Source organism: Macrococcus bovicus, assembly GCF_004359575.1.
GTDB lineage: Bacteria > Bacillota > Bacilli > Staphylococcales > Staphylococcaceae > Macrococcus > Macrococcus bovicus.
In genome coordinates, this window is record NZ_SCWF01000003.1 from 181647 (window position 1) to 205653 (window position 24007).

The window sequence follows — 24007 nt, forward strand, 5'->3', positions numbered from 1 at the left end:
TATAATTGATAATAGTTATCAACTAGAGGAGGACTTTTCTCATGTCTATTCAGGACCTGATCATTAATAGAAGAAGCATAAAAAAGTTTGAGCAGGATAGTCATTTTGAGGACGCCAAGATACAGCAGGCGATTGAGCTGGCCGCTTATGCCCCGAATCACGGTATGCGTGAACCATGGCGCGTAATCTGGGTGAAGAAGGACCGTTTACCAGCTTATGGACGCCTTTTTGCTGAAGTCAACTTTAAGAATGACAGTGCAAAAGGACAGGCATTTATCGATATGGCTGCCAAGCTTGGCGGCATACTTATTATTGCAGGACCGGTAGACCGTAGACAGAAGCAGCGTCTGGAGGACCTGCTCGCTGTTGGAGGCTATATGCAGACATTATCGCTGCTACTCTTTGATGCAGGGATCGGCAGCTGCATCAAGACACCTGCCAGCCTGACTGAGCCGAAGTTCAACGAGGCACTCGGTATTCATGATCATGAGATGATTCATGGTTTAGTGTATCTGACTGAGCTGCCTGAAGAGACAGCGGGCAAGCCGCGTAAAAATATCAATTTAATCAGTGAATTTTAAAAAGCCGGCTATGCCGGCTTTTATTTTTCGATATGTTCTGCTAGAAATGCTTTCACTTCTTCAGGGGTCTTGGCATTGGCTGAATGAAGATGGGCTTGTTTCACACCGTTCTTGAAGATCAGTAAGCTCGGAATACCCATAACGTCATTTTCCGTTGCAGCTTCCGGCACTTGATCACGGTTGATTTTGTACCAGGTGATGTCATGGTACTCATCAACAATCGGATCAATCCAGTAGTCCATTCTTGAGCAGTCCGGACACCAGTCAGCAAAGAATTTCACAACAATCTGTTCATCCTGATTAATAATCTCTTCGAATTCTGCATATTGACTTATTGTTCTCATAGTCATGCTCCTTTTTGTCTTTATATTGAGTATATACCATTCTTGGTCAAAAAATAAACGATGAGCTTGAGAGACATTTGTCCTATTGTCGAAATATTGGTACTATTATTCTATCTTACTGTTATGGAGGAAGACGATGCTAAAATTTTATCAGTTACCTAATTGTTCAACATGTAGAAAAGCAGCTCAGTTTCTGCAGGAGCATGGCGTCAGCTTTGAACCGATTCATATTGTGGAGCTGACACCGACTGCTGCTGAATTCAGGAAGTTGATTGAGGATACAGGTGTTGAGGTCGATCAGTTGTTCAACCGTCAAGGCACTAAGTTCCGCGAGCTTGGACTGAAGGATAAATTGGAAGCGTTACCACTGGATGAAAAATTAAATCTTCTGGCATCTGATGGGATGCTCGTTAAAAGACCGCTTGCAACCAACGGTAAGCAGATTACGCTTGGTTTCATGGAGGAACAGTATCGACAGATCTGGCTATAAAAAATGTTGAATAAGCTGTCATGCTGTGTCATTATTAGAGTGTAATTACTATTAGGAGGGGATTTTTGTGGCAACTATTGAAGGCTTAAAGTATTCTAAAGATCACGAATGGGTAAAATCAGAAGGAAACATCAAAACAATCGGTATCACTGACTTCGCTCAATCAGAGCTCGGAGACATCGTTTTCGTTGAACTTCCAGAAGTCGGCGATGAAATTTCAGCAGGACAACCTTTCGGCAGCGTTGAGTCTGTTAAAACGGTTTCAGAATTATATGCGCCGCTTAGTGGTAAAGTTGTAGAAGTAAACAGCGAACTTGAAGATTCTCCGGAATTCGTTAATGAATCTCCTTATGAAAATGCTTGGATGATTAAAGTTGAGACTGAAAGTGACGATGAATTAAATGAGTTACTTGACCAAGCTCAATATGATGAAATGATTAACGCGTAAATGCTATAATTTCCTTGATAAGATGCTTATCAAGGATTTTTTTATAACTGCATATGAAAAGGTGATGAGATGTCTGTAATCAGTAAAGTCATAGTTGTGGAAGGCAAGTCTGACAAGAAAAAGTTACAACAAGTATTATCTGAACCTGTACATATTATCTGCACGAACGGCACGATGGGTGTCAGTAAAATGGACGAGATGCTCGATGAACTGACAGGCCATAACGTCTATATCATGACTGATGCTGATAAAGCGGGGAAAAACATTCGCAGCTGGTTCAAACGCCATTTAAGTGAATGCAAGCATATCTATATTGATCCGACTTATGGTGAGGTCGGCCGCTGCCCTGTAGATTATCTCGCCAAAAAATTAATGAAACATGAGTTTGAAGTGAAAGGTCTGGAAGCGGAAGATGAAAGTCAGGGAGTATTTGCCTTCAGCCCCGTCTGGTAATTATGTGATATTCGGTTATACGCCCCTCTGCGGTACATGTAAGGTCGCAGAGCGCATGATAGACATCATGCCAGAACTGATTGAAGTCAATATAATGAAAGTAGATTTAAATTTTTCGGCGTCATTCGCGCAGCGCTATCAGCTGATGAGTGTGCCTGTTCTGCTCATTGTAAAAGACGATGAAGTAGTGGAAACCATCTATCGTTTTGAATCCGTCACAAATATTTATGAAATTATTCGTAAAGTATTGACGATTTAAATATTGTAGTCTAATATGTATAACAATTGAATATAACTCTTATCAAGAGTGGTGGAGGGATGTGCCCTATGAAACCCGGCAACCGTCATATGACATGGTGCCAATTCACATAAAGCTTACGCTTTAGAAGATGAGAGACGATGAACTCATTGCGTCTTTCTCTTTACGGGAAAGACGCTTTATTCGTTTAAAGGAGGTACGTAAGTGATTACGTTAAATCATGTTGTCAAGCAGTTCGCAACAAAAAAAGGAATGATAACCGCTGTTGATGATGTCAATCTGACGATCAACGAGGGTGAAATATATGGTGTCATCGGCTTTTCAGGTGCAGGTAAAAGTACGTTAATCCGTATGTTCAATGGCCTCGAAAAACCGACGACGGGTGATGTGGTCGTCGGTGGCGATAACATTGCAGAGCTCAGTCCGACTGACCTCAGAAAGAAAAGACAGAAAATCGGTATGATCTTCCAGCATTTCAATCTGCTATGGTCACGTACAGTATTCGATAACATTGCATTTCCGCTTGAAATTGCAGGTGTCTCTAAAACTGAACGTACTGCACGGGTCAATGAACTGATTCGCCTGGTCGGGCTTGAAGGCCGAGAAAATGCTTATCCCTCTCAGCTGTCAGGGGGGCAGAAACAGCGGGTCGGCATTGCCCGTTCGCTGGCCAATAACCCGACTGTGCTGCTCTGTGATGAAGCAACCAGTGCACTTGACCCGCAGACGACAGATGAAATTCTGGAGCTGTTGGTGAACATCAATCGCCAGCTCAAACTGACGATTATTCTGATCACGCATGAAATGCAGGTCATCCGAAAAATCTGTCACCAGGTCGCTGTCATGGAAAATGGGCGTGTGGTGGAGCAGGGTCCTGTCATGGAAGTGTTTGAAAATCCGCAGTCAACTGTCACACAGCGCTTTGTCAAAGATGATCTGAAAGACGCTGAAGTTGAAGCTTCTATCGATGAGATTATGGCACATTATCCGACCGGAGCGATTCTTCGCCTGAAGTTCGTCGGTTCTTCTACCGGGCAGCCGATTGTCAGCCGGATGATCAGAAAGTATGATCTGGATGCGAATGTTCTTGCCGGTAACATTAAGCATACGCAGAACGGTTCTTTCGGCCATCTGATCGTACATGTGCCTGCCCTTAATGCTGAAGTCGAAAGAATGTTCGACGAGTTAAGGGTGCACGGCGTTGAAGCGGAGGTGGAAAGACGTGGATAATACGATGATGGATACGTTAAGAGAAATGTTCAGTTTTGAGAATGTCATCTGGCCGGATGTCTGGGTGGCTGTTTATGAAACGCTGTATATGACGATTATTTCGGCAATCTTCACTTTTATATTCGGTCTGATCATCGGAACGGCGTTATTCCTTGCTTCACGCAGCAAATCAAGAGGGGCAAAGATTTTCTATAATATCATGGCCTTTTTTGTCAATCTGTTCCGGGCGATTCCGTTTATTATTCTGATTCTGCTTCTTATTCCATTCACCAACGTCCTGATGGGGACGATCAGCGGGGTCAAAGGTGCGCTGCCTGCATTAATTATCGGCGCTGCTCCCTTCTACGCCCGTCTTGTGGAGATCGGTATGAAAGAAATCGATAAAGGTGTCATTGAAGCAGCAGAAGCGATGGGCGCGAGCCGCTGGACACTTATCTGGAAAGTGCTGCTGCGTGAATCACTGCCAGCTCTGATCTCAGGTATCACGGTTACCACGATCTCGCTGGTAGGTGCTACGGCAATCGCCGGTGTTATCGGTGCCGGCGGGCTCGGTAACCTTGCTTATTTAGTAGGTTTCACCCGCAGTCAGAATGATGTGATCTTAGTATCGACTGTCTTCATTCTGCTCATAGTCTTTGCAATACAGTTTATCGGTGACTTCCTGGCGAAGCGCACAGACAAACGTTAAATATAAAATACAAAGGAGAAAAACGATGAAGAAAATTTTAGTATTTGCACTTACGCTGTTATTTGCTGTTGTCCTGACAGCATGTGGCTCCGAGTCAAAAGAAAACGGGAAAGAAGATAAAACGATTAAAGTAGGGGCTTCACCGGCACCTCACGCAGAACTGCTTGAGCAAGTGAAACCGATCCTTGAAAAAGAAGGCTACAAACTGGATATCAAAATCATCAACGACTATACAACACCGAACCGTCTGTTGAACGATGGCGAATTAGACGCAAACTTCTTCCAGCACACACCTTACCTCGACACTGAAGTGAAGGAAAAAGGCTATAAAATCGAATCTGCTGGTAATGTGCATATCGAACCGATGGCTGTCTATTCTAAAAAATATAAATCACTGGATGAACTACCTGACGACGCAGAAATCTTCGTCTCAAACAACCCGGCTGAAGAAGGTCGTTTCTTATCATTCTTCACAAAAGCAGGCTTAATTAAATTAAAAGAAGGTACAGACCCAGTCAAAGCGACATTCAAGGATATCGCTGAAAACAAAAAGAACCTGAAATTCAACAACAAACAGGCAGCTGAATTTTTACCTAAAACGTTCAACAATGGCGAAGGCGATGCAGTCATTATCAACTCCAACTTCGCACTTGATAATAAACTGAATCCAGTGAAAGACTCTATCGCACTTGAAGATAAAGATTCACCATACGCTAACTTAGTCGCTGTTCAGAAGGGCCATAAGGACGATGCGAAAATTAAAGCACTCGTTAAAGCGCTTCAATCTGATGACGTTAAGAAATTTATCGATGAGAAATATAAAGGCGCAGTTATCGCTGCAAACTAATCTTTAACACTCAGACTCGTTCTGAGTGTTTTTTATTTTCAATCACTCAGGTATGATTCTCAATGAAATGGTCTCAATCCGTTTAACAATCCATCTATTTACGTTATAATAATTGAGTAAATGAATTTAAGAGTCTTTGACTGTAAATTAAAATCATTATAAACTATAAAAAGTCTAAAATAATTATAATTCGTGGAGGGTACACAAATGGCATCAGTATTAGAGATTAAAGATTTACACGTTTCTATCGAAGGAAAAGAGATTTTAAAAGGTGTAAACTTAACAATCAAACAAGGTGAAGTTCACGCTATCATGGGACCGAACGGTACAGGTAAATCAACTTTATCTTCAGCAATCATGGGTCATCCGAAATATGAGGTCACTCAAGGGGAAGTTTTACTTGATGGTGAAAATGTACTTGAAATGGAAGTAGATGAGCGTGCGAAAGCAGGTCTTTTCCTTGCGATGCAGTATCCATCTGAAATCTCAGGTGTAACCAATGCAGACTTCTTACGTTCAGCGATTAACTCTCGTCGCGAGGAAGGTCAGGAAATCAACCTGATGCAGTTCATCAAAAAAATGGACAAACAGATGGACTTCCTTGAAATGGATCCTGACATGGCGACACGTTATTTAAATGAGGGCTTCTCTGGCGGTGAGAAAAAACGCAATGAAATTCTGCAGTTAATGATGCTGGAACCTAAGTTTGCCATTTTAGATGAGATTGACTCAGGTCTCGATATCGATGCGCTTAAAGTGGTATCAAAAGGTATCAATGAAATGCGTGGCGACAGCTTCGGTTGTCTGATCATCACTCACTATCAGCGTCTTCTGAACTACATCACACCAGACTTCGTCCACGTGATGATGCAAGGCCGCGTCGTTAAGTCAGGCGGAGAAGAACTTGCTCAGCGTCTTGAAGCAGAAGGTTATGACTGGATCAAGCAAGAATTAAACATTCAGGATGAAGCAGCTGAATAAGGAGGAACTGAAATGAGTGACATCAACTTAGAACAAATCAAAGGTTTATCAGAATCCCGCAATGAACCTGCATGGATGACGGCGATTCGAGAAGATGCGTTTAATCGTTTATACGCGATCGACATGCCTAAACCGGACAAAACAAGACTTGACCGCTGGAATTTCGACGTGACTTATCATGCGGCGGACAGTACAACTTTTGACAGTACAGACGCGTTACCAGCAGAAGTGAAATCTATCATTGATGTTGAGGCTGTCGAAAATCTTTACGTCCAGCACAATAATACGCCTGCTTTCCTGAAAGTGGACGAAAATTTAGCGGCACAAGGTGTCATCATTAAAGACATTCACACTGCGATGGCAGAGCATAGTGACCTTGTTCAGCAGTACTTCATGACTGAAGGGGTTAAAGTCGATGAGCATCGTTTAACTGCCTTACATGCTGCCTTACTGAACGGCGGTCTGTTCATCTATGTACCAAAGAACGTGGTCATTGAGTCGCCGATTCAGATGGTCGTGTTACATGATGACAAAGACGCGAATCTTTTCAATCACCTGCTGATTGTAGCGGATACAGGTTCAGAAGTGACTTATGTAGAGAACTATTTATCCACAGTGGAAGAAGCAGCGGGACAACTGAATGTGATCTCAGAAGTTATCGCCAATGATAACGCTAAAATCACTTACGGCACTGTTGATTTCCTGGCAAAAGGTTTCACAGGCCACGTCATCCGTCGTGGTATCGCTCACAAGGATGCAACGATTGACTGGTCACTGGGTCTGATGAACGATGGTGACACAATCAATGACAATACGACTTACTTGATGGGGGATAACTCAACAAGTAACTTAAAGACTGTCGTCGTCGGTCGCGGAGAACAGAAACTGAATTTCACGACGCAGATTATTCAGTACGGTAAGAATTCTGTCGGTCATATTCTCAAGCACGGTGTAATGAAGGATGCGGCGTCTTCAATCTTCAACGGTATCGGCTATATCAAGCACGGTGCGACTAAAGCGGATGCGCAGCAGGAATCGCGTGTACTGATGCTGTCAGAGAAATCACGTGGGGATGCCAATCCGATCCTGTTGATTGATGAAGATGATGTAACAGCAGGGCACGCGGCATCAGCTGGACGTGTAGATCCAATGCAGCTCTTCTACCTGATGAGCCGTGGTATCTCTCAGGCTGAAGCAGAACGCTTAGTCATTCATGGTTTCCTGGCGCCTGTTGTCAATGAATTACCGATTGAAGCGGTAAGACGTCAGCTGACAGACGTTATCGAACAGAAAGTAGCAATTAAATAACAGAAAGGTCCTGATCTAATGGCACCATTCGATATCAATAAAGTTAAAGCGGATTTTCCGATCCTGACTGAAACGGTCAACGGCCAACCACTCGTCTACCTTGATTCATCTGCGACCAGCCAGAAGCCGCAGCAGGTCATTGATAGAATGAATCAGTATTACCAGCATGAGAATGCGAACGTTCACCGCGGTGTTCACACACTCGGTACCCGTGCTACTGATGGCTATGAGGGCGCACGGGAAGCCGTCCGCCGTTTCATCAATGCACAGTATTTTGAGGAGGTCATCTTCACGCGTGGAACGACAACCGCTATCAATACTGTGGCCCACAGCTACGGCGATATGGCGGTTGAAGAAGGTGATGAGATTGTCATTACTCAGATGGAGCATCATGCGAATCTTGTACCATGGCAGCAGCTTGCCAAACGTCGTAAAGCTGTGCTGAAATATATTCCGCTGCAGCCAGACGGCACACTGGATTTAAAGGATGTAGAAGCGACGATTACAGACAGAACTAAGATTGTCTCTGTTGCACATGTCTCCAATGTACTCGGAACAATCAACGACATTAAAGCAATCGCGAAGCTTGCCCATGATAAGGGCGCGATTATGGTGTCAGACGGCGCGCAGGCGGTACCGCATATGACAGTAGATGTCCAGGACTTAGATGTCGACTTCTATGCATTCAGCGGTCACAAAATGGTGGGCCCGACCGGTATCGGTGTATTATATGGACGCAAGTCATTGCTGAATAAAATGGAACCGATTGAATATGGCGGGGATATGATTGACTTCGTCGGTCTCCAGGACTCCACTTGGACAGAACTGCCGACCAAGTTTGAAGCAGGTACGCCGCTGATAGCTGAAGCCATCGGTCTACATGCAGCCATTGACTATTTAGAAGCCATCGGACTGGATGAAGTCCTGACATATGAACATGAGCTCACTGCCTATGCCTATGAGAAGATGTCAGAGTTCGAAGGGCTTGAAATCTACGGTCCGGGTCCGGATAAACGTGCAGGGCTGATCACTTTCAATCTTGCCGGTGTTCACCCTCATGATCTCGCAACAGCACTTGATTCTGATGGCATCGCTATCCGCGCAGGCCATCACTGTGCACAGCCGCTGATGAAGTGGCTGAACCAATCTTCAACCGCACGCGCAAGTTTCTATATCTACAACACGAAAGAAGAAATAGACCTGTTAGTGGATAGCTTGAAAAAAACAAAGGAGTTTTTCAGCTATGAGTTTTAATAATTTAGACCAGCTTTATCGCTCAGTGATCATGGATCATTATAAAAATCCTCGTAACAAAGGGGTGATTGAAGATGGTTCACTGACCATTGATATGAACAATCCGACTTGTGGAGACCGCATTCGTCTGACGCTTGATGTTGACGGTGATATCGTCAGAGATGCAAAATTTGAAGGTGAGGGATGCTCTATTTCAATGTCCAGCGCTTCAATGATGACTGAGGCGATTAAAGGACACACGATTGATGAAGCATTAGCGATGGGCCATGAATTCAGTCAGATGATGCTTGGCAATGACTATGAAATCACCGAGGAAATGGGTGACATCGAAGCGTTATCAGGTGTCGCTAAATTCCCTGCACGAATCAAATGTGCCACTCTTGCCTGGAAAGCACTTGAAAAAGGAACAAAAGACGAAGAATAAGGAGTGAACCAAATGGCTAAAAAAGCACCAGATGTGGGCGATTATAAATATGGTTTCCATGATAAAGACGTATCGATTTTCCGTTCAGAACGGGGTCTGACTGAAGATATCGTGCGTGAGATCTCTAAGATGAAGGAAGAACCGGAATGGATGCTCAACTTCCGATTAAAATCATTAAAGCAGTTCTATAAAATGCCGATGCCGATGTGGGGCGGTGACTTATCAGAGCTGAACTTTGATGAAATCACTTACTACGTTAAACCATCAGAACATACAGAGCGTTCATGGGACGAAGTACCTGAAGAAATTAAGCAGACCTTTGATAAATTAGGTATCCCTGAAGCGGAGCAGAAATATCTTGCTGGTGTCTCTGCCCAGTATGAATCAGAAGTGGTATACCACAATATGCAGGAAGACCTGGAAGCACAGGGCATCATCTTTAAGGACACAGACTCAGCATTACGTGAGAATGAAGATATCTTCAAAGAACATTTCGCATCAGTGATTCCGCCTGCCGACAACAAGTTTGCGGCTCTTAACTCTGCGGTATGGTCAGGTGGCTCATTCATCTATGTACCGAAGAATGTTAAACTGGATACACCACTGCAAGCTTACTTCCGTATCAACTCAGAGAATATGGGGCAGTTTGAACGTACGCTGATCATTGTGGATGAAGGCGCAAGTGTCCACTACGTAGAAGGCTGTACAGCACCTGTTTATACAACCAACTCACTGCACTCTGCTGTCGTTGAGATCATCGTGAAGAAAGACGCATACTGCCGCTATACAACCATCCAGAACTGGGCGAACAACGTCTTCAACCTGGTGACTAAACGTACATTTGTCTATGAAAACGGCACAATGGAATGGATCGATGGTAACATCGGTTCTAAACTGACGATGAAATACCCGGCTTGTTACCTCCTCGGCGAGGGCGCACGTGGTATGACGTTATCTATCGCCTTGGCAGGTAAAGGACAGGTACAGGATGCCGGCGCGAAAATGATTCATAAAGCACCGAACACCTCTTCAACAATCGTCTCTAAATCTATCTCTAAACAAGGCGGTAAAGTGGTTTACCGCGGTATCGTTCACTTCGGCCGTGATGCTGAGGGTGCACGTTCAAATATTGAATGTGATACACTCATCATGGACAACGCGTCAACTTCTGACACGATTCCTTACAATGAAGTCATGAACGACAACATCTCTTTAGAGCATGAAGCAAAAGTCTCTAAAGTATCTGAAGAACAGCTCTTCTATCTGATGAGCCGTGGTATCTCAGAAGAAGAAGCGACTGAAATGATCGTGATGGGCTTCATCGAGCCATTCACCAAAGAATTACCGATGGAGTACGCAGTAGAGATGAACCGTCTCATCAAGTTCGAGATGGAAGGTTCAATCGGTTAATTCACAACAAAAAAGACGAGTCTGATGCTCGTCTTTTTTTGTTTGTGAAAATTTAGGTATCTTTATTAGTGAAATTGCGTTAAGATTTTTATGTTAACGACGGCAGACAGAAAGGAGACATCTTATGATTAATACCTATATCAATTCAGATGAAGGGACCATTATTAAAGCTGAACGATTCCAGCCGAACAACTGGATCAATATGACGCAGCCATCGCGCGAAGAAATGGAAGAAGTAGCGGAGCATTTCAATATCCCGATCGAATTCCTGGAAGATCCGCTCGATCCGGAAGAAAGTGCGCGTATTGAATATGATGAAGAGACAAACAGTACATTGATCATCAATGATTTTCCGATTATAGATGAAAACATCAAACAGACTGTATCCTATATCACAGTGCCGATCGGCATCATCTTAAGTAAAGGTTATATCATCACGATCTGTTCCCGTGAACATGAGATGTTCAATAAACTGATGAATCGACGTTTTGATCTGCGCATGAAGTCGAGATTTCTGCTGGAAGTACTCTTTACAGTAGCGACGATGTACAACAATACATTGAAGCGACTGAACCGTGAACGTCTGCGCATCGAGAGTAACTTAAGAACATCACTGACGAATAAGCAGCTCTATGAACTGATGGAGCTCGAGAAAAGTCTGGTGTACTTCCTGACCTCACTCACGGCCAATGGTGATACAATCAAGCGGATCTTCCGCTCCCGTTCAATCAAGCTTTATGATGAAGATAAAGAACTGCTGGAAGACTTGATGATTGAGAATACACAGGCTTTAAGTACGACAGAGCTCTATACGAATATCCTGGAGAGTATCGCCGGGTCCTATTCTTCACTCATCGGTAATGAGATGAACAATATCATGCGGCTCCTCACACTGGTCACAGTATTCCTGACCTTGCCGACCCTTGTCTTCAGTTTCTTCGGTATGAATGTCGACTTGCCTCAACTGAACTGGATAGGCACGGTATCAGTCGCGTTTCTTCTGATGGCACTGACCTATATATTCCTTGTCAAAAAGAACATCTTCAAATAGCAGAAGGACTGAACAATATGTTCAGTCCTTTATTTTTGATATTCGCCGAGAAACTGCTCTTTTTCATTGAAGAGGGTCGGATAACTGAGGAAGCCGACCATGACACTTGATACAGTCGCAGCAGTGAGCAGCAGGAAAAGAATAAGCAGCTGGAACTGGACAGCGACGATAGGGTCTGCCCCCCCGATAATCTGGCCGCTCATCATCCCCGGCAACTGTACGAGCCCCATCGTCTTCTGACTTTCAATTGTCGGTATCATCGCACTTCTGATGGCTGACATCAGGCTTCTATGTATGGCCTGTTTATTCGTTCCGCCAAGCGATAATATCAGTTCGATCTGTTCATCGTTATTTCTGATTTCACTGAGGAAGCGGTTTAAGAACAGAAGGGAGAGGACCATCGAGTTACCGATGACCATGCCGCTGATAGGGATGACATAACGCGCTTCAAACGGGATGATGTGAAAGCCGAGCATGATCCCCATCGTAATGACTTCAACTGTGATCAGTGTCACGACAATCTTCCATGTGATACCTTTTATACCTTGCCCTTTTTTGATGATATTCTGAGTCGCTGCTGTGATCATCAGTAAGATCATCAGCAGGATATAGACAGGATGATTGCCCTCAAAGACAAATGTCAGAATATAACCGACGATAAAAAGCTGGATGGTGCTGCGGATGGTCGCGATGATAATATCTTTCTCGAGACCCAGTTTCAGGTAAGCTGTGAGCACTAAAGGAATGATGACGAAGATGATCGTCAGACTGAGCTGTAATAGAGTCATTGTTCTTCTCCTTCAATAAATTCTCTGACTGCTGAAATTTGACTGTGCAGCAATGTCTTGGAATCACCTGTATGTTCGACGCGTCCGTCTTTCAGCATGATATAACGGTCTGTGGCCCGCACCGCCTGGTCAACATCATGTGTAATCCAGATAATGGTGACTTGCTGACTCTCATGAATAGAATGGATAAGCTTTTCCACTTCTTTCACACTGCGCGGGTCCAGACTGGAAGTGATTTCATCGAGCAGGAGCACACGCGGCTGATTGACGAGTGTACGTGCTATAGACAGTCTCTGACGCTGACCGCCGGACAGAGATTTGATGTCCTGTGTCAGTGGGACATCTTCTAAATCGACCTGGGTAAGAAGGCCGACCGCTTCATCTTCAGTTAGAGTGTCACCCGCAATGGCTCTTGGCAGATTCAGGTTGTCAAAGACTGTGCCGGGCAGCATCGGCGCACTCTGCAGCGCCATACCGGCATGGCGTCTGAGATTCAGCATATCCATATTGGAGATAGGGGTGTCATTGAAGTAAATTTCTCCGGAAGTGGGGCTATGCAGTCCGTTCAGGAGTTTAAGCAGAGTCGTTTTGCCGGCCCCTGAAGGTCCGATGAGTGCTGTGATGGTGCCGGACGGAAACTGGCAGGTGATATCATGCAGAATATGATGCTCATTTCGAGTGACATTAATTTTTTCAAGTTGGATGGTCGTCATTTTTAGATTCCTTTCTAGAGAGTGTCCTCATGACTTATGATATGATTAGACTAGGTGATGATAATGATAAATATAGGATTAACCGCCTGGTCGGATCATGATACATTATATCCTGAACTGGCGAATAAAAAAGATAAATTATATACATATGGCAGTTATTTTCCGACTGTTGAACTGGATGCAAGTTACTATGCGATCCAGCCTGAACGGAATATACGGAAATGGATCAGTGAGACGCCGGACCGCTTCAAGTTTGTCGTCAAAATTCATCAGGCACTGACCGGTCATGCGGAAGTCGAGCAGTACGCAGATACGAGAATCCAGCTGATTGAACAGTTTAACCTGATGGTAGGTCCATTGATAGAAGAAGACCGGCTGGCCATGGTCCTGGTGCAGTTCCCGCCCTGGTTCGACTGTAATACCCAGAACATTAATTATATACTATATCTGAAGCAGCACTTACGAGAAATGCCTATCGCGATAGAGTTTCGTCATGACAGCTGGTTTACAGAAGAGATGACAGAGAATACGCTGCTTTTTCTCTATGAAAATAAACTGATCCATGCGGTATGCGACGAGCCGCAGAGCGGTCATGGCTCTATTCCGATGGTGAACCGGGTGACGCATCCCATCTCGCTTGTCAGGCTGCACGGCAGAAATGTGGCAGGCTGGACGAAGAAGGATATGTCTGACCAGGAATGGCGGGATGTCCGCTATTTATACGAATACAATGAAGAAGAACTGCAGGCTCTCGCAGCCAAGTTCAGAATACTCGATCAGAAGGCAGAAGAAGTGTACGTCATCTTCAATAATAACTCAGGCGGACATGCAGCAGGCAATGCCTTACGGATGAAAGAGATACTCGGGATTGATTATGATCATTTAAATGCACAGCAGCTGTCGCTGTTCTAAGGAGGACAAGATGTCTATTGTACTACTCATTTTACTGGGCGTCGGCTCAGCTATTCTCGGCTCATTAGTCGGTCTCGGCGGCGGTATTATTATCGTGCCTTCCCTCATCTTTTTAGGTGGGACAGGTCTAATAGGCGGCATCACCCCGCAGACAGCTATCGGGACCTCAACGGTCATCCTGATCGCCACAGGATTATCGGCTTCAATCGGCTATATCAAGGCAAAACAGGTCGATATCAAGTCCGGTTTTCTCTTTCTGCTCGGCATTGTGCCGGGCGCTATTGTGGGCGCTTATCTCAGTCATTTTCTGACACTGAAAAGTTTCAATCTTTATTTCGGGCTGCTGATGATTATGATGAGTATCGTCCTGATGTTCAGGGATAAGATCAGGCCGATCAGGTTTTTTCAGAATCCCGCCCGTATGCGGTCTTTCACTGATGCCAAAGGGCAGACCTTCGAGTACAGTATTGCGCCGGTGCCTGCTGTGATGGCGACGTTTCTGGTCGGCTGCTTAACGGGATTGTTTGGTATTGGCGGCGGTGCGCTGATGACGCCGCTCATGATTATCGCCTTCAGATTCCCGCCGCATATCGCAGTCGGTACAAGCATGCTCATGATCCTGTTCTCCAGTATCTCTGGTGCTATCAGTCATATTGTGCAGGGCAATGTCATCTGGCATTACGCAGTTATTCTAGTCGTTTCAAGTTTTATCGGCGCCTCAATCGGTGTCCAGATCAATAAACGTGCAAAGTCAGAGACAGTCGTACTGATGCTGAGACTCATTATGCTGGCTCTTGGTTGTTATCTGATCATAAAAAGCCTGATTTAAAGAGGGGATATTATGGAAATCAAACTCTACCATACAAATGATATTCACAGTCATCTGTCGACTTTCAATAAGATTATTCGCTATTTAAAGGACAGACCGGACAACAGTTATTACGTCGATCTAGGCGATCATGTGGATAGAAGTCATCCTTATACCGAGGGAACACTGGGCAAGGGAAACGTTGAACTGCTGAACGAAGCACATGTCAAAGTAGCGACCATCGGCAACAACGAGGGCATCACATTGACCCATGAGGACTTTAATGCACTGTATGATGAGGCAGACTTTAAAGTGACATGCTGCAACCTGTTTGATATGGAAGGACAGCTCCCCCGTCACCTCAGGCTGCATGTGATCGATGAGTTCAAGGGTGTTAAATTCGGCTTTATCGGTGCAACAGCAGAGTTCACACCTTTTTATAAGGCACTCGGCTGGCAGGTGACAGAGCCGCTTGACGCCATCCGCAAGCAGGTTGAAGCGATCCGCAGTGAATGTGATGTCGTCATTATTCTGAGTCATCTAGGGATTTTTGCCGACCGCCGGATCGCCGAGGAAATTCCAGGTATCGATTTAATACTCGGTGCGCATACGCATCATCATTTTGATAAGGGGGAACGGGTCAATGGTGTCCTTATCGGTGCGGCGGGCAGATATGGTGAATATATCGGTGAGATCAAACTGCAATTTGACGGCCGACATCTCGTGCAGAAAGAGGCAAGACTGATTGAGACTGATGAACTGGCCGATAGTGAGGATCATTATTATGAGGAAGGCCGTGACTTGCTCAGTGAAGTCATCCATCACAGTCTGATCAGTCTGCCAAGACGACTGTACAGCGCGTCCTACACGACGGCACTGCTGGCAAGGGAACTGAGAATTGAACTGGATGCAGACTGTGCCTTGATCAATTCAGGACTGATCGTTGAAGGTTACGAAGGAGACAGCTTGACGAAATATGATCTGCATAAGATGCTGCCGCATCCCATTAATCCTGTTAAGATCACACTTTCCGGACGAGAGCTGAAAGAAGTCATCGCTATGAGCAGCAAGCATGAGTTCCGCGATGAAATTGTCAAAGGATATGGCTTCAGGGGTGACGTCTTCGGTATGTATGTAACGGATCATATCGGCTATATTCAGTCCGAGCGACAGTTTTTTGTGGGGGATCAGCTGATTGATGATCATCAGACCTATACACTTGCCACGCTAGATATGTATACGTTCGGACGTTTTTTCCCGCAGTTCGTCCAGAATGACAAAGCCTACTTTATGCCTGAGTTTCTGCGGGATGTCATGCAGCTCGCACTGGATAGAAGGTTTTCATGAAGCAGACATTTTAATTTAAATCACTTTGCGTTATAATTAATGGATATCGGAGGGATGTATTGTGGCGACAAGAAATGAAGAAATTCTCAGAAAACCTGAATGGTTAAAAATAAAGCTTAATACGAACCAGAACTATACAGGACTTAAGAAAATGATGCGTGAGAAGAACCTGCATACGGTATGTGAGGAAGCAAAATGTCCGAACATCCATGAGTGCTGGGGTGAACGACGTACAGCGACTTTCATGATTCTCGGTGCAGTCTGTACACGTGCCTGCCGCTTCTGTGCGGTTAAGACAGGTCTGCCGAACGAACTTGACTTAAATGAACCCGAACGTGTGGCAGAATCAGTCGAACTGATGAACCTGAAGCACGTTGTCATCACAGCGGTGGCACGTGATGACTTGAAAGACGGCGGTTCTGAAGTCTATGCAGAAACGATCCGCAAAGTACGCGAACGCAATCCATACACGACAATAGAAGTGCTGCCATCAGATATGGGCGGCAGCTTTGAGAACTGGGAGCGCCTCATGAATGCGCGGCCTGATATCCTGAATCACAATATCGAAACAGTCCGCAGATTGACGCCGAGAGTTCGGGCTCGTGCAACCTATGACCGCTCACTTGAAGTGCTCCGTCGTTCGAAGGAACTGCAGCCGGATATTCCGACTAAATCAAGCCTGATGGTCGGCCTGGGTGAGACTTGGGACGAAATCCTTGAAGTGATGGATGATCTGCGTGCAAATGACGTGGACATCATGACAATCGGCCAGTACTTGCAGCCATCTCGTAAGCATATCAAAGTTCAGAAATACTATTCACCGCTTGAATTCGGTAAATTACGTAAAATAGCGATGGACAAAGGTTTCAAACACTGCCAGGCTGGGCCGATGGTACGTAGTTCTTACCATGCTGATGAACAGGTGAACGAGGCAGCGAAACAACGTCAGGCGCTCGGAGAAGCTTAATGATTGTGAGAGCAGGCGATCATCATTTTGAGATAATGGTCGATCATAAGAATGCTTTCAATCAGGAGCAGTTTGAAACGCGCTATTCAGAAGTACTCGATAAATATCCGATTATTGTCGGTGATATCGGCTATGAACAGCTGCGTCTGAAAGGCTTCTATGAAGATAAAAATAAAAAAGCGGATATCAGCCGTAGATTTTCAAGCATCCAGGATTATCTGCTCGAATACTGTAACTTCGGCTGTGCTTATTTCGTCCTGAAACGGCTGACGGTACACGAAGTGATTCGCCACCAGGCAGAAGAGGTTGACGGAGAAACAGTAGAGGAAACGCCTGTAGAGGCTGAGGCAGTCCAAATAGAAGAGCCGGTGACACTCGCACCGGCTCAGGAGATTGACGATCTTACCACTGGTAAAACGCTCAAGGATTTTTTAAAGTAACTGCGCAGGCAGTTACTTTTTTTTAATGGATGACGTCATTTAAGAATTCAGTCACTTCTGCCGCTTCAGCGTCACTGATGCCGAGTACGTAGGCGATATAACCTTCCTCTTCCAGGTCATCACGACCGATGATGCCGAATTTATTGGACTGCGTATTCAGCACGATGGTCTTACCGTAATGGCGGTCGGTCTGGATGAGTGTCAAATCATGACGAGATTCTCCTAGAAAGCTGACGAAACGGACATTCGCCTTCTCAGAGTCATCGTATAAGAACATATCTATCATAATATCCCTCCGTCTCAAGTATATCAGTAATGAAGGCGATAAGAAAATTTGTTAAACTAGGGATGGAGGCGATAACATGTACTTTGTAGATCGAGATGAACTCGCATTAAAGCTTGACTATATCACTCAACTGACAGCTGATTTCACAGCTGCAGAAGGCTATGCGCTTGAACGCATCTGTCATATGCTGATTGAAAGCACGGTGGACGTCGGCAATATGATGATAGATGGCTTTATCATGCGTGACCCGGGTAGTTATCAGGATGTGATTGACATCATGGAAATGGAGAAAGTGATTACAGGTGATGATGCCAAGATGATATCAGCGACATTACCGACGAGACAGTGGATGGTCCGTGACTATACACACATCGACCACGATAAACTGAAATCTGTATTCAGTGCCAATCTGGCAGCTTATACGCATTTCCAGCGTGCTGTGGAATCATTTATTGACAGAGAACTGGGACCTGTATCTGCATTCGGTAAAGGAGGCAATCATGAAAAAATATAAAGGGTATCTGCTGGATCTTGACGGAACGATGTACGCTGGGACACAAGTGATTGAAGGCGCAAAGGAATTCATCGATTATCTGCATGATAATGAACTGCCTTATCTATTTGTGACCAACAATGCTTCAAAGACACCGGACGAAGTCGCAGCGAAAATGACGGGGATGGGTTTCCCCTGCACGGCTGAGAATGTGGTGACGTCTGCGATGGCAACAGCGATGTATATAGCCGATGAGAAGCCCGGCGCTCGTGTTCACTGCGTCGGCGGTAAAGGCATCAGACAGGCACTTGTAGATGAAGGACTGGAAATTGTCGAGGATGTCGAGGCGGATTATGTCGTCATCGGATTAGATGTGGACATCACTTATGACAAGCTGGCGAATGCAGCACTGGCCATTCGGAACGGGGCCACATTTATTTCAACGAATCCGGACCGGACGTTGCCGAGTGAACGAGGGCTTTTGCCGGGGAACGGCGCACTGACCAGTGTGCTGACAGTAGCGACGGATGTAGAACCTCTTTTCATCGGCAAGCCGGAAGTCCATATCATGAATAAGGCAGTCGAGATGATCGGACTGCCGAAAGAGGAGCTGGTGATGATCGGAGACCTTTATATGACGGATATACTGTCCGGCATCAACAGCGGGATTGATACGTTGCACGTCCAGACGGGGGTCTCGACTTATGATGCAGTGATGGCAGAAGAAGTGCCGCCGTCTTATTCAGTCAAGAACTTGAATGATGTCATTAAGAGTTATCAGGAGGATGCAGAATGAAGGTTTTAGTGACCAGACAGATACCTGAACGATTTATAGAGGACCTGCAGAGTGTCGCTGACGTTGAAATGTACGGCGAAAAATTAAAGGCGATGCCAAGAGAAGAGCTGCTTAACAAGAGCCGGGATGCAGATGTGGTCATCACGATGATGAGTGATCAGATCGACCGGGAATACCTGGATAGTTGTCCGGAGCTGAAGGCTGTCATCAACCTAGCGGTCGGTTATGATAATATAGACGTCGATTATGCGAAGGAAAAAGGGGTCATCGTCTGCAACACGCCTGACGTTCTGACAGAGACCACTGCAGAACTCGGCTTCACGCTGATGCTTATCACGGCGCGTCGTATCATTGAAGCGGCTCAATTAGTGGCAGCAGGCGAGTGGAAAGGCTGGGAACCTTATTTGATGGCAGGCACAGATGTCTACAGAAAATCTGTCGGTATCTACGGCATGGGGTCAATCGGTACTGCCTTTGCAAGGCGCTGCAAGGGATTTGATATGGATATCATGTATCATACGCGTTCAAGACATGAAGACGCTGAAAGAGAACTGGGCGCAAAGTATGTCTCATTTGATGAACTCCTGCAGGCAGATTACATCGTCTGCACAGCCCCTCTCACGAAAGAAACAGCCGATATCTTCAATAAGGATACATTCCGCAAGATGAATGACCATGCAATCTTCATTAATATCGGACGCGGCGGTCACGTGGTAGAGGAAGACCTGCTCGCAGCTGTCCAGAATGGTGATATCGCTGCGGCAGGGCTGGATGTACTTCGCGAGGAACCGGTTAAGGAAGGACATCCTTTCCTGAAGGAGAACAAGATTGTCGTGTTACCGCATATCGGCAGTGCGACCGTTGAGACACGTGACGCCATGATCCAGCTCTGTGTCGATAATGCTAAACAGGTGATAAGAGGTCAAGAACCTAAGACACCTGTACAATAAAGAAGACCTGGAACTTCAAGTTCCAGGTCTTCTTTATTGTTTTTATTTTTTAAGGAGGAGGGCACCGACAGATAATGCGGCCCCTGCAGCCATCCCGAGCATCTTCACCTTAGGGTTAGCGCTCGGACGGTTACTTTCACGGGTGCCGGCTGCTTTGCCTGGCAGTTCGACAGCTGACACTCTGTCTATATTGCCGACGTCCGTCTGAACGGGATCGACAATACCCTGTTCTTGCTTCAGCTGCTCAAAGCTGGTACCGAATCCTTTAACAAACTTCGTCAGGACGATAGAGCCTTCAACGAAATCTTTATTCGTCAGCACATTGAGAAGTCCCATCCAGCCGAGTGGTTTACTCTGGTTGTATTCAGTAGATAATTTCAGCCCTTTATTGAACTTTAAGATCATCGGTTCAATTTCACTGAAGTTGAATTTCCCGAGTCCCTGGACGAGCAGGAGACCATTACGGATGGCTTTATCTGTCTCTGTATCGTTGACTGCTTTTAGGATGCGAGTCAGGATCGGGTCACTTTTAGCAAGTCCGGCATTCAGCGCATTGATGACTTCATGGTCATCCAGCTGTTCAAGCAGGCGGAACAGTTTATGCAGGGTGTCTTTATGCATAATCAGCTGATCTTCAAGTTCACGAAGTTCTTTCGCGCGAACGGCTTCAACATCGACTTCTGTTCTTCTGATCACTTTAGTAGCTTGTGCCATTACTTACCACCTCTTCTTTCTTTGACGATAGTGCCCGGGAAGATATAGTCACGACGCGCCCATTTCTTCTGGACATTGACACCCATCTGCGGTACACGGTGACCATAGCGGAAGTTCGTTTTAGGAAGTGGTGATTTACCACCTTTATCTAAAATGATTAATTTTGCTTTCGTTTCCTTATAGGCAGGTGTTGAGGTATCTTTATCAGCAATAGAACTTGACAGCAGGTTGATCGCTGCGTCGCCTGAGTCGTTCATTGGCAGGTAGACTTCTTTGCCATAAACGCGGTCAGTGACAATGGTCTTAACATCTACACGGCCATAAGGAGACTGCAGACGTACGAGTGTGCCGTCTTCAAGGCCACGCTCTGCTGCCAGCTCATGAGAAACCTCCAGGAAGGCACCCGGTGTCTCAAGCACCAGACCTTCTACTTTATAGGTCATATTCCCCTCGTGGAAATGTTCAAGCAGACGGCCGTTGTTAACATGGATATCATATTCTGCCGGATATTCAGTCGGTTCTGTCCAGTCCACTGGTGCGAATCGAGCTTTCTTATCATCAAACGGGAAGCCGTCTGTGAAGAGAAGAGGTGAATCAGTGCCGTCTTCATGGACCGGCCACTGCAAGCTGTTGAAGCCTTCAAGACGTTCATAGTTGACACCCGCATAGATAGGTGTCAGTGCAGCGATTTCGTCCATGATCTGGCTTGGGTGCGTGTAATTCCAGTCTGCACCGAGCAGGTTGGCGATCTCCTGAATGATGATCCAGTCAGGTTTAGAACCTTCGAGCGGTTCCATCACCTGATACAGACGCTGGATACGACGTTCTGTATTGGAGAATGTACCTGTTTTCTCGAAGCTTGGTGCAGCAGGTAAGACCACGTCTGCATATTCTGCTGTTTTAGAGAAGAAGATGTCCTGGACCACCATAAACTTCAGTTTCTCGAAACCGGCGCGGACGTAGTTGACGTTAGAATCGACGATACCCATGTCTTCACCTTTTAAGTAAAGAACATCAAGTTCACCGGCATGCATCGCATCAACCATCTGGTGGTTGTTCTGACCTTTTTCAGGATTCAGTTCACGGCCCCATGCTTTGCTGAACTTGGCAAGTGCTTCTTTGTCGTCAATCTTCTGGTAACCTGGTAGGTGAGTCGGCATACTACCCATATCACTTGCCCCCTGGACGTTGTTATGACCGCGGAGAGGATAAGCGCCTGCACCCGGCTTCATATAGTTACCTGTTGCAAGCAGGAGGTTGGAAATCGCTGTCGAAGCATCACTGCCTCCACGCTGCTGGGTGATACCCATTGCCCACATGACCACTGTCGATTTCGCTTCGTGAATCATCGTTGCCACTTTAATCAGTTCGTCTTTTGTCAGACCTGTATGCTGCACGGCATAATCCAGTGTATATTTCTCAAGACCTTTGACAAGTTCATCAAAGTTGTTGACGTGCTCAGCGATGAACGCTTTGTCATGCCAGTCATTGTCGATGATATATTTAGTGACAGCATTCAGCCAGACTAAGTCAGAGGCTGGATTTGGACGGATGAACATATCCGCACGTTCAGCAAGCTCGTGTTTACGGATATCAGAGACCAGAATCTTTGAGCCGCGGACTTTCTGTGCACTCTTCACACGTGTCGCGATGACAGGATGTGCTTCTGCGGTGTTAGTACCGATACCGATGATCAGTTCCGCGCTACCGATATCTGTGATAGAACCAGAATCACCACCATAACCGACTGTACGCCATAAGCCCATGGTCGCTGGAGACTGACAGTAACGTGAACAGTTATCGACATTGTTTGTACCGACAACTGCACGAGCCAGTTTCTGCATGAGATAAGACTCTTCGTTCGTACACTTAGAAGAGGTAATAAACGCTAGACGCTCAGGTCCACGTTTTTCGATAGTCTCTTTGAAGTTTTTGGCAATCAGGGCATAAGCCTCTTCCCATGAAGCTTCACGGAATTCATTGCCTTCACGTACTAAAGGCTTCGTTAAGCGCTCGCCTGAGTTGACGAAATCCCAGCCGAATTTACCTTTCACACATGTGGAAATCTGGTTCGCCGGAGATTCAGGAGACGGTTCTACCTTAAGAATGTCACGGCCTTTAGTCCAGACTTCGAATGAACAGCCGACACCACAATAAGTACAGACTGTCTTTGTTTTCTTGATGCGGTCTTCACGCATTTCTGCTTCAATATCAGAAATAGCCATGAGAGGCGTATAACCTGTTTCAACGGCTTTCGTCACTTCAACTGCCGGACGGAATGCGTCCTTCAGCATACCAGTCAGGAAACCAGCTTCGCCTTCCATGCCGACCTCCATCATGGCGTTACATGGACAGACAGTTGAACAGTGTCCGCAGTTGACGCAGGAAGACTCGTCGATGAGTGTAGAGCCATTACCGTCCCAGATGACACGTGGACGTTCAAGTTCCCAGTCTATCATTAATGTCTCATTGACCTGGACATTCTGACAGGCCTGTACACAACGTCCGCAGAGGATACACTGATCAGGATCATAGCGATAGAATTTACCGCGGTTGACCGGTGCACCTTTAGGCGACTGATGAGTAGCCTGATGATCGATTTTTAATTTTTTAACTGTATTATGGACTGTACAGTTGCCGTTGTTGAAATCACAGACCGTACAGTAGAGTTCGTGGTTGTGTAAAACGCGGTCCATTGCGATCATCTGTGCCTCAAATGCTTCGCTTGTACCGGTTCTGACAACGTCACCTTCATTTAACTGAGTGCTACATGAACGCACGAGTTCCCCGTTGACCTCAATAATACATGCGTCACATGTTTCGATTGCTCCAAGATCCGGATGATAACATAGAGCGGGTACTTCAATCCCTTTGAATCTTAAATAGTCTAACAGATTGGCTTCCGCCGGCACTGCCATTGGCTGGCCGTTTAAAGTGATTTGGATGGTTCCCGTCATAACTTCACTCATGTATTAACCCCTCTCAAAATTGATGAAAAAACTTTATGCCTACCTTAATTATATGT

28 protein-coding genes and 1 riboswitch are annotated in these 24007 nt (G+C 45.6%); of the genes, 22 read left to right on the forward strand and 6 right to left on the reverse strand.

All coding sequences use genetic code 11. From position 1 onward, the window contains the following. The first annotated feature begins 41 nt into the window (after positions 1–41). Positions 42–581, forward strand: a complete 540-nt coding sequence (locus ERX55_RS04725) for a nitroreductase family protein (protein WP_133451446.1) — start codon at positions 42–44, stop codon at positions 579–581. Positions 582–601: 20 nt separating this feature from the next. Here ERX55_RS04725 and ERX55_RS04730 read toward each other — a convergent pair whose 3' ends face one another. Further along, positions 602–925 (reverse strand): thioredoxin family protein, encoded by a 324-nt coding sequence (locus tag ERX55_RS04730; protein WP_133451447.1) that lies wholly within the window; start codon positions 923–925, stop codon positions 602–604. Positions 926–1061: 136 nt separating this feature from the next. Between ERX55_RS04730 and ERX55_RS04735 the strand changes: the two genes are divergently transcribed. From ERX55_RS04735 to ERX55_RS04795, 13 genes are all read left to right on the forward strand, one after another. Then, on the forward strand, positions 1062–1415 hold the full coding sequence (locus ERX55_RS04735) for an arsenate reductase family protein (protein WP_133451448.1): 354 nt from the start codon (positions 1062–1064) through the stop codon (positions 1413–1415). Between the two features lie 67 nt (positions 1416–1482). After that, a complete protein-coding gene (gene gcvH / locus ERX55_RS04740) occupies positions 1483–1863 on the forward strand; it encodes a glycine cleavage system protein GcvH (protein WP_133451449.1) in 381 nt (126 codons plus the stop codon). Between the two features lie 69 nt (positions 1864–1932). Then, positions 1933–2316 (forward strand): toprim domain-containing protein, encoded by a 384-nt coding sequence (locus tag ERX55_RS04745; protein WP_133451450.1) that lies wholly within the window; start codon positions 1933–1935, stop codon positions 2314–2316. Positions 2317–2371: 55 nt separating this feature from the next. Continuing rightward, on the forward strand, positions 2372–2575 hold the full coding sequence (locus ERX55_RS04750) for a YbbN family protein (protein WP_243721456.1): 204 nt from the start codon (positions 2372–2374) through the stop codon (positions 2573–2575). Between the two features lie 36 nt (positions 2576–2611). Then, positions 2612–2712: riboswitch (SAM riboswitch) on the forward strand. Between the two features lie 67 nt (positions 2713–2779). Next, the gene (locus ERX55_RS04755; RefSeq protein WP_133451452.1) at positions 2780–3805 is read left to right on the forward strand and encodes a methionine ABC transporter ATP-binding protein; all 1026 of its coding nucleotides are present in this window, start codon (positions 2780–2782) and stop codon (positions 3803–3805) included. Next, on the forward strand, positions 3798–4493 hold the full coding sequence (locus tag ERX55_RS04760; RefSeq protein ID WP_424960680.1) for a methionine ABC transporter permease: 696 nt from the start codon (positions 3798–3800) through the stop codon (positions 4491–4493). Before ERX55_RS04755 ends, ERX55_RS04760 begins: the two co-directional genes overlap by 8 nt. 25 nt (positions 4494–4518) lie before the next feature. After that, positions 4519–5340, forward strand: a complete 822-nt coding sequence (locus ERX55_RS04765; protein ID WP_133451453.1) for a MetQ/NlpA family ABC transporter substrate-binding protein — start codon at positions 4519–4521, stop codon at positions 5338–5340. Between the two features lie 207 nt (positions 5341–5547). After that, positions 5548–6321 carry a Fe-S cluster assembly ATPase SufC gene (gene sufC, locus ERX55_RS04770; protein ID WP_133451454.1) on the forward strand — a complete coding sequence of 258 codons (774 nt, stop codon included), beginning with the start codon at positions 5548–5550 and terminating at the stop codon, positions 6319–6321. A 12-nt stretch (positions 6322–6333) separates the two neighbouring features. Continuing rightward, a complete protein-coding gene (sufD, locus tag ERX55_RS04775; protein ID WP_133451455.1) occupies positions 6334–7629 on the forward strand; it encodes a Fe-S cluster assembly protein SufD in 1296 nt (431 codons plus the stop codon). A gap of 18 nt (positions 7630–7647) precedes the next feature. Then, on the forward strand, positions 7648–8883 hold the full coding sequence (locus tag ERX55_RS04780; RefSeq protein ID WP_133451456.1) for a cysteine desulfurase: 1236 nt from the start codon (positions 7648–7650) through the stop codon (positions 8881–8883). Then, the gene (gene sufU / locus ERX55_RS04785) at positions 8873–9307 is read left to right on the forward strand and encodes a Fe-S cluster assembly sulfur transfer protein SufU (protein WP_133451457.1); all 435 of its coding nucleotides are present in this window, start codon (positions 8873–8875) and stop codon (positions 9305–9307) included. Before ERX55_RS04780 ends, sufU begins: the two co-directional genes overlap by 11 nt. Before the next feature lie 12 nt (positions 9308–9319). Then, positions 9320–10717: a Fe-S cluster assembly protein SufB gene (gene sufB, locus ERX55_RS04790; protein ID WP_133451458.1), complete on the forward strand. Its 1398-nt coding sequence runs from the start codon at positions 9320–9322 to the stop codon at positions 10715–10717. A 124-nt stretch (positions 10718–10841) separates the two neighbouring features. After that, the gene (locus ERX55_RS04795) at positions 10842–11768 is read left to right on the forward strand and encodes a magnesium transporter CorA family protein (protein WP_133451459.1); all 927 of its coding nucleotides are present in this window, start codon (positions 10842–10844) and stop codon (positions 11766–11768) included. A gap of 29 nt (positions 11769–11797) precedes the next feature. Here ERX55_RS04795 and ERX55_RS04800 read toward each other — a convergent pair whose 3' ends face one another. Together ERX55_RS04800 and ERX55_RS04805 are read right to left on the reverse strand one after the other, a co-directional pair. Next, positions 11798–12556 (reverse strand): ABC transporter permease, encoded by a 759-nt coding sequence (locus tag ERX55_RS04800; protein ID WP_133451460.1) that lies wholly within the window; start codon positions 12554–12556, stop codon positions 11798–11800. Further along, positions 12553–13269, reverse strand: a complete 717-nt coding sequence (locus ERX55_RS04805) for an ABC transporter ATP-binding protein (protein ID WP_133451461.1) — start codon at positions 13267–13269, stop codon at positions 12553–12555. The genes ERX55_RS04800 and ERX55_RS04805 overlap by 4 nt, the downstream gene beginning before the upstream one ends. Before the next feature lie 63 nt (positions 13270–13332). Here ERX55_RS04805 and ERX55_RS04810 point away from each other — a divergent pair, with 63 nt between their 5' ends. From ERX55_RS04810 to ERX55_RS04830, 5 genes are all read left to right on the forward strand, one after another. Next, positions 13333–14181 carry a DUF72 domain-containing protein gene (locus tag ERX55_RS04810; protein WP_133451462.1) on the forward strand — a complete coding sequence of 283 codons (849 nt, stop codon included), beginning with the start codon at positions 13333–13335 and terminating at the stop codon, positions 14179–14181. Between the two features lie 10 nt (positions 14182–14191). Further along, positions 14192–15010, forward strand: a complete 819-nt coding sequence (locus ERX55_RS04815; protein WP_133451463.1) for a sulfite exporter TauE/SafE family protein — start codon at positions 14192–14194, stop codon at positions 15008–15010. A gap of 12 nt (positions 15011–15022) precedes the next feature. Then, positions 15023–16336, forward strand: a complete 1314-nt coding sequence (locus ERX55_RS04820) for a bifunctional metallophosphatase/5'-nucleotidase (protein WP_133451464.1) — start codon at positions 15023–15025, stop codon at positions 16334–16336. 61 nt (positions 16337–16397) lie between these two features. Further along, positions 16398–17303 carry a lipoyl synthase gene (gene lipA / locus ERX55_RS04825; RefSeq protein ID WP_133451465.1) on the forward strand — a complete coding sequence of 302 codons (906 nt, stop codon included), beginning with the start codon at positions 16398–16400 and terminating at the stop codon, positions 17301–17303. Next, positions 17303–17743 carry a YutD family protein gene (locus ERX55_RS04830; protein WP_424960681.1) on the forward strand — a complete coding sequence of 147 codons (441 nt, stop codon included), beginning with the start codon at positions 17303–17305 and terminating at the stop codon, positions 17741–17743. The genes lipA and ERX55_RS04830 overlap by 1 nt, the downstream gene beginning before the upstream one ends. Positions 17744–17765: 22 nt before the next feature. On the opposite strand, the gene ERX55_RS04835 is transcribed toward ERX55_RS04830, so the two are convergent. Continuing rightward, complete coding sequence (locus tag ERX55_RS04835; RefSeq protein ID WP_133451466.1) at positions 17766–18029, reverse strand: DUF3055 domain-containing protein; 264 nt, start codon at positions 18027–18029, stop codon at positions 17766–17768. Positions 18030–18105: 76 nt separating this feature from the next. Between ERX55_RS04835 and ERX55_RS04840 the strand changes: the two genes are divergently transcribed. The 3 genes from ERX55_RS04840 to ERX55_RS04850 are packed head-to-tail and all read left to right on the forward strand — an operon-like array spanning position 18106 to position 20268. Continuing rightward, positions 18106–18543: a DUF86 domain-containing protein gene (locus ERX55_RS04840; RefSeq protein ID WP_133451467.1), complete on the forward strand. Its 438-nt coding sequence runs from the start codon at positions 18106–18108 to the stop codon at positions 18541–18543. Beyond that, the gene (locus tag ERX55_RS04845) at positions 18530–19318 is read left to right on the forward strand and encodes a TIGR01457 family HAD-type hydrolase (protein WP_133451468.1); all 789 of its coding nucleotides are present in this window, start codon (positions 18530–18532) and stop codon (positions 19316–19318) included. The genes ERX55_RS04840 and ERX55_RS04845 overlap by 14 nt, the downstream gene beginning before the upstream one ends. Beyond that, entirely contained in the window at positions 19315–20268 is a 954-nt protein-coding gene (locus tag ERX55_RS04850; RefSeq protein WP_133451469.1) for a 2-hydroxyacid dehydrogenase, read from the forward strand. The genes ERX55_RS04845 and ERX55_RS04850 overlap by 4 nt, the downstream gene beginning before the upstream one ends. Positions 20269–20310: 42 nt before the next feature. On the opposite strand, the gene ERX55_RS04855 is transcribed toward ERX55_RS04850, so the two are convergent. Together ERX55_RS04855 and fdhF are read right to left on the reverse strand one after the other, a co-directional pair. Then, entirely contained in the window at positions 20311–20982 is a 672-nt protein-coding gene (locus ERX55_RS04855) for a helical membrane plugin domain-containing protein (RefSeq protein WP_133451470.1), read from the reverse strand. Beyond that, positions 20982–23939, reverse strand: coding sequence for a formate dehydrogenase subunit alpha (gene fdhF / locus ERX55_RS04860; RefSeq protein WP_133451492.1), 2958 nt, complete (start codon positions 23937–23939; stop codon positions 20982–20984). The genes ERX55_RS04855 and fdhF overlap by 1 nt, the downstream gene beginning before the upstream one ends. Positions 23940–24007 lie beyond the last annotated feature (68 nt).

Bases quoted from the DNA above. Each gene is read 5' to 3' on its own strand.
- ERX55_RS04725 (WP_133451446.1), top strand. From the start codon at position 42: ATGTCTATTCAGGACCTGATCATTAATAGAAGAAGCATAAAAAAGTTT.
- ERX55_RS04730 (WP_133451447.1), bottom strand. From the start codon at position 925: ATGAGAACAATAAGTCAATATGCAGAATTCGAAGAGATTATTAATCAG.
- ERX55_RS04735 (WP_133451448.1), top strand. From the start codon at position 1,062: ATGCTAAAATTTTATCAGTTACCTAATTGTTCAACATGTAGAAAAGCA.
- ERX55_RS04745 (WP_133451450.1), top strand. From the start codon at position 1,933: ATGTCTGTAATCAGTAAAGTCATAGTTGTGGAAGGCAAGTCTGACAAG.
- ERX55_RS04750 (WP_243721456.1), top strand. From the start codon at position 2,372: ATGATAGACATCATGCCAGAACTGATTGAAGTCAATATAATGAAAGTA.
- ERX55_RS04765 (WP_133451453.1), top strand. From the start codon at position 4,519: ATGAAGAAAATTTTAGTATTTGCACTTACGCTGTTATTTGCTGTTGTC.
- sufC (WP_133451454.1), top strand. From the start codon at position 5,548: ATGGCATCAGTATTAGAGATTAAAGATTTACACGTTTCTATCGAAGGA.
- sufD (WP_133451455.1), top strand. From the start codon at position 6,334: ATGAGTGACATCAACTTAGAACAAATCAAAGGTTTATCAGAATCCCGC.
- ERX55_RS04780 (WP_133451456.1), top strand. From the start codon at position 7,648: ATGGCACCATTCGATATCAATAAAGTTAAAGCGGATTTTCCGATCCTG.
- sufU (WP_133451457.1), top strand. From the start codon at position 8,873: ATGAGTTTTAATAATTTAGACCAGCTTTATCGCTCAGTGATCATGGAT.
- sufB (WP_133451458.1), top strand. From the start codon at position 9,320: ATGGCTAAAAAAGCACCAGATGTGGGCGATTATAAATATGGTTTCCAT.
- ERX55_RS04795 (WP_133451459.1), top strand. From the start codon at position 10,842: ATGATTAATACCTATATCAATTCAGATGAAGGGACCATTATTAAAGCT.
- ERX55_RS04800 (WP_133451460.1), bottom strand. From the start codon at position 12,556: ATGACTCTATTACAGCTCAGTCTGACGATCATCTTCGTCATCATTCCT.
- ERX55_RS04805 (WP_133451461.1), bottom strand. From the start codon at position 13,269: ATGACGACCATCCAACTTGAAAAAATTAATGTCACTCGAAATGAGCAT.
- ERX55_RS04810 (WP_133451462.1), top strand. From the start codon at position 13,333: ATGATAAATATAGGATTAACCGCCTGGTCGGATCATGATACATTATAT.
- ERX55_RS04815 (WP_133451463.1), top strand. From the start codon at position 14,192: ATGTCTATTGTACTACTCATTTTACTGGGCGTCGGCTCAGCTATTCTC.
- ERX55_RS04820 (WP_133451464.1), top strand. From the start codon at position 15,023: ATGGAAATCAAACTCTACCATACAAATGATATTCACAGTCATCTGTCG.
- ERX55_RS04830 (WP_424960681.1), top strand. From the start codon at position 17,303: ATGATTGTGAGAGCAGGCGATCATCATTTTGAGATAATGGTCGATCAT.
- ERX55_RS04835 (WP_133451466.1), bottom strand. From the start codon at position 18,029: ATGATAGATATGTTCTTATACGATGACTCTGAGAAGGCGAATGTCCGT.
- ERX55_RS04840 (WP_133451467.1), top strand. From the start codon at position 18,106: ATGTACTTTGTAGATCGAGATGAACTCGCATTAAAGCTTGACTATATC.
- ERX55_RS04845 (WP_133451468.1), top strand. From the start codon at position 18,530: ATGAAAAAATATAAAGGGTATCTGCTGGATCTTGACGGAACGATGTAC.
- ERX55_RS04850 (WP_133451469.1), top strand. From the start codon at position 19,315: ATGAAGGTTTTAGTGACCAGACAGATACCTGAACGATTTATAGAGGAC.
- ERX55_RS04855 (WP_133451470.1), bottom strand. From the start codon at position 20,982: ATGGCACAAGCTACTAAAGTGATCAGAAGAACAGAAGTCGATGTTGAA.
- fdhF (WP_133451492.1), bottom strand. From the start codon at position 23,939: ATGACGGGAACCATCCAAATCACTTTAAACGGCCAGCCAATGGCAGTG.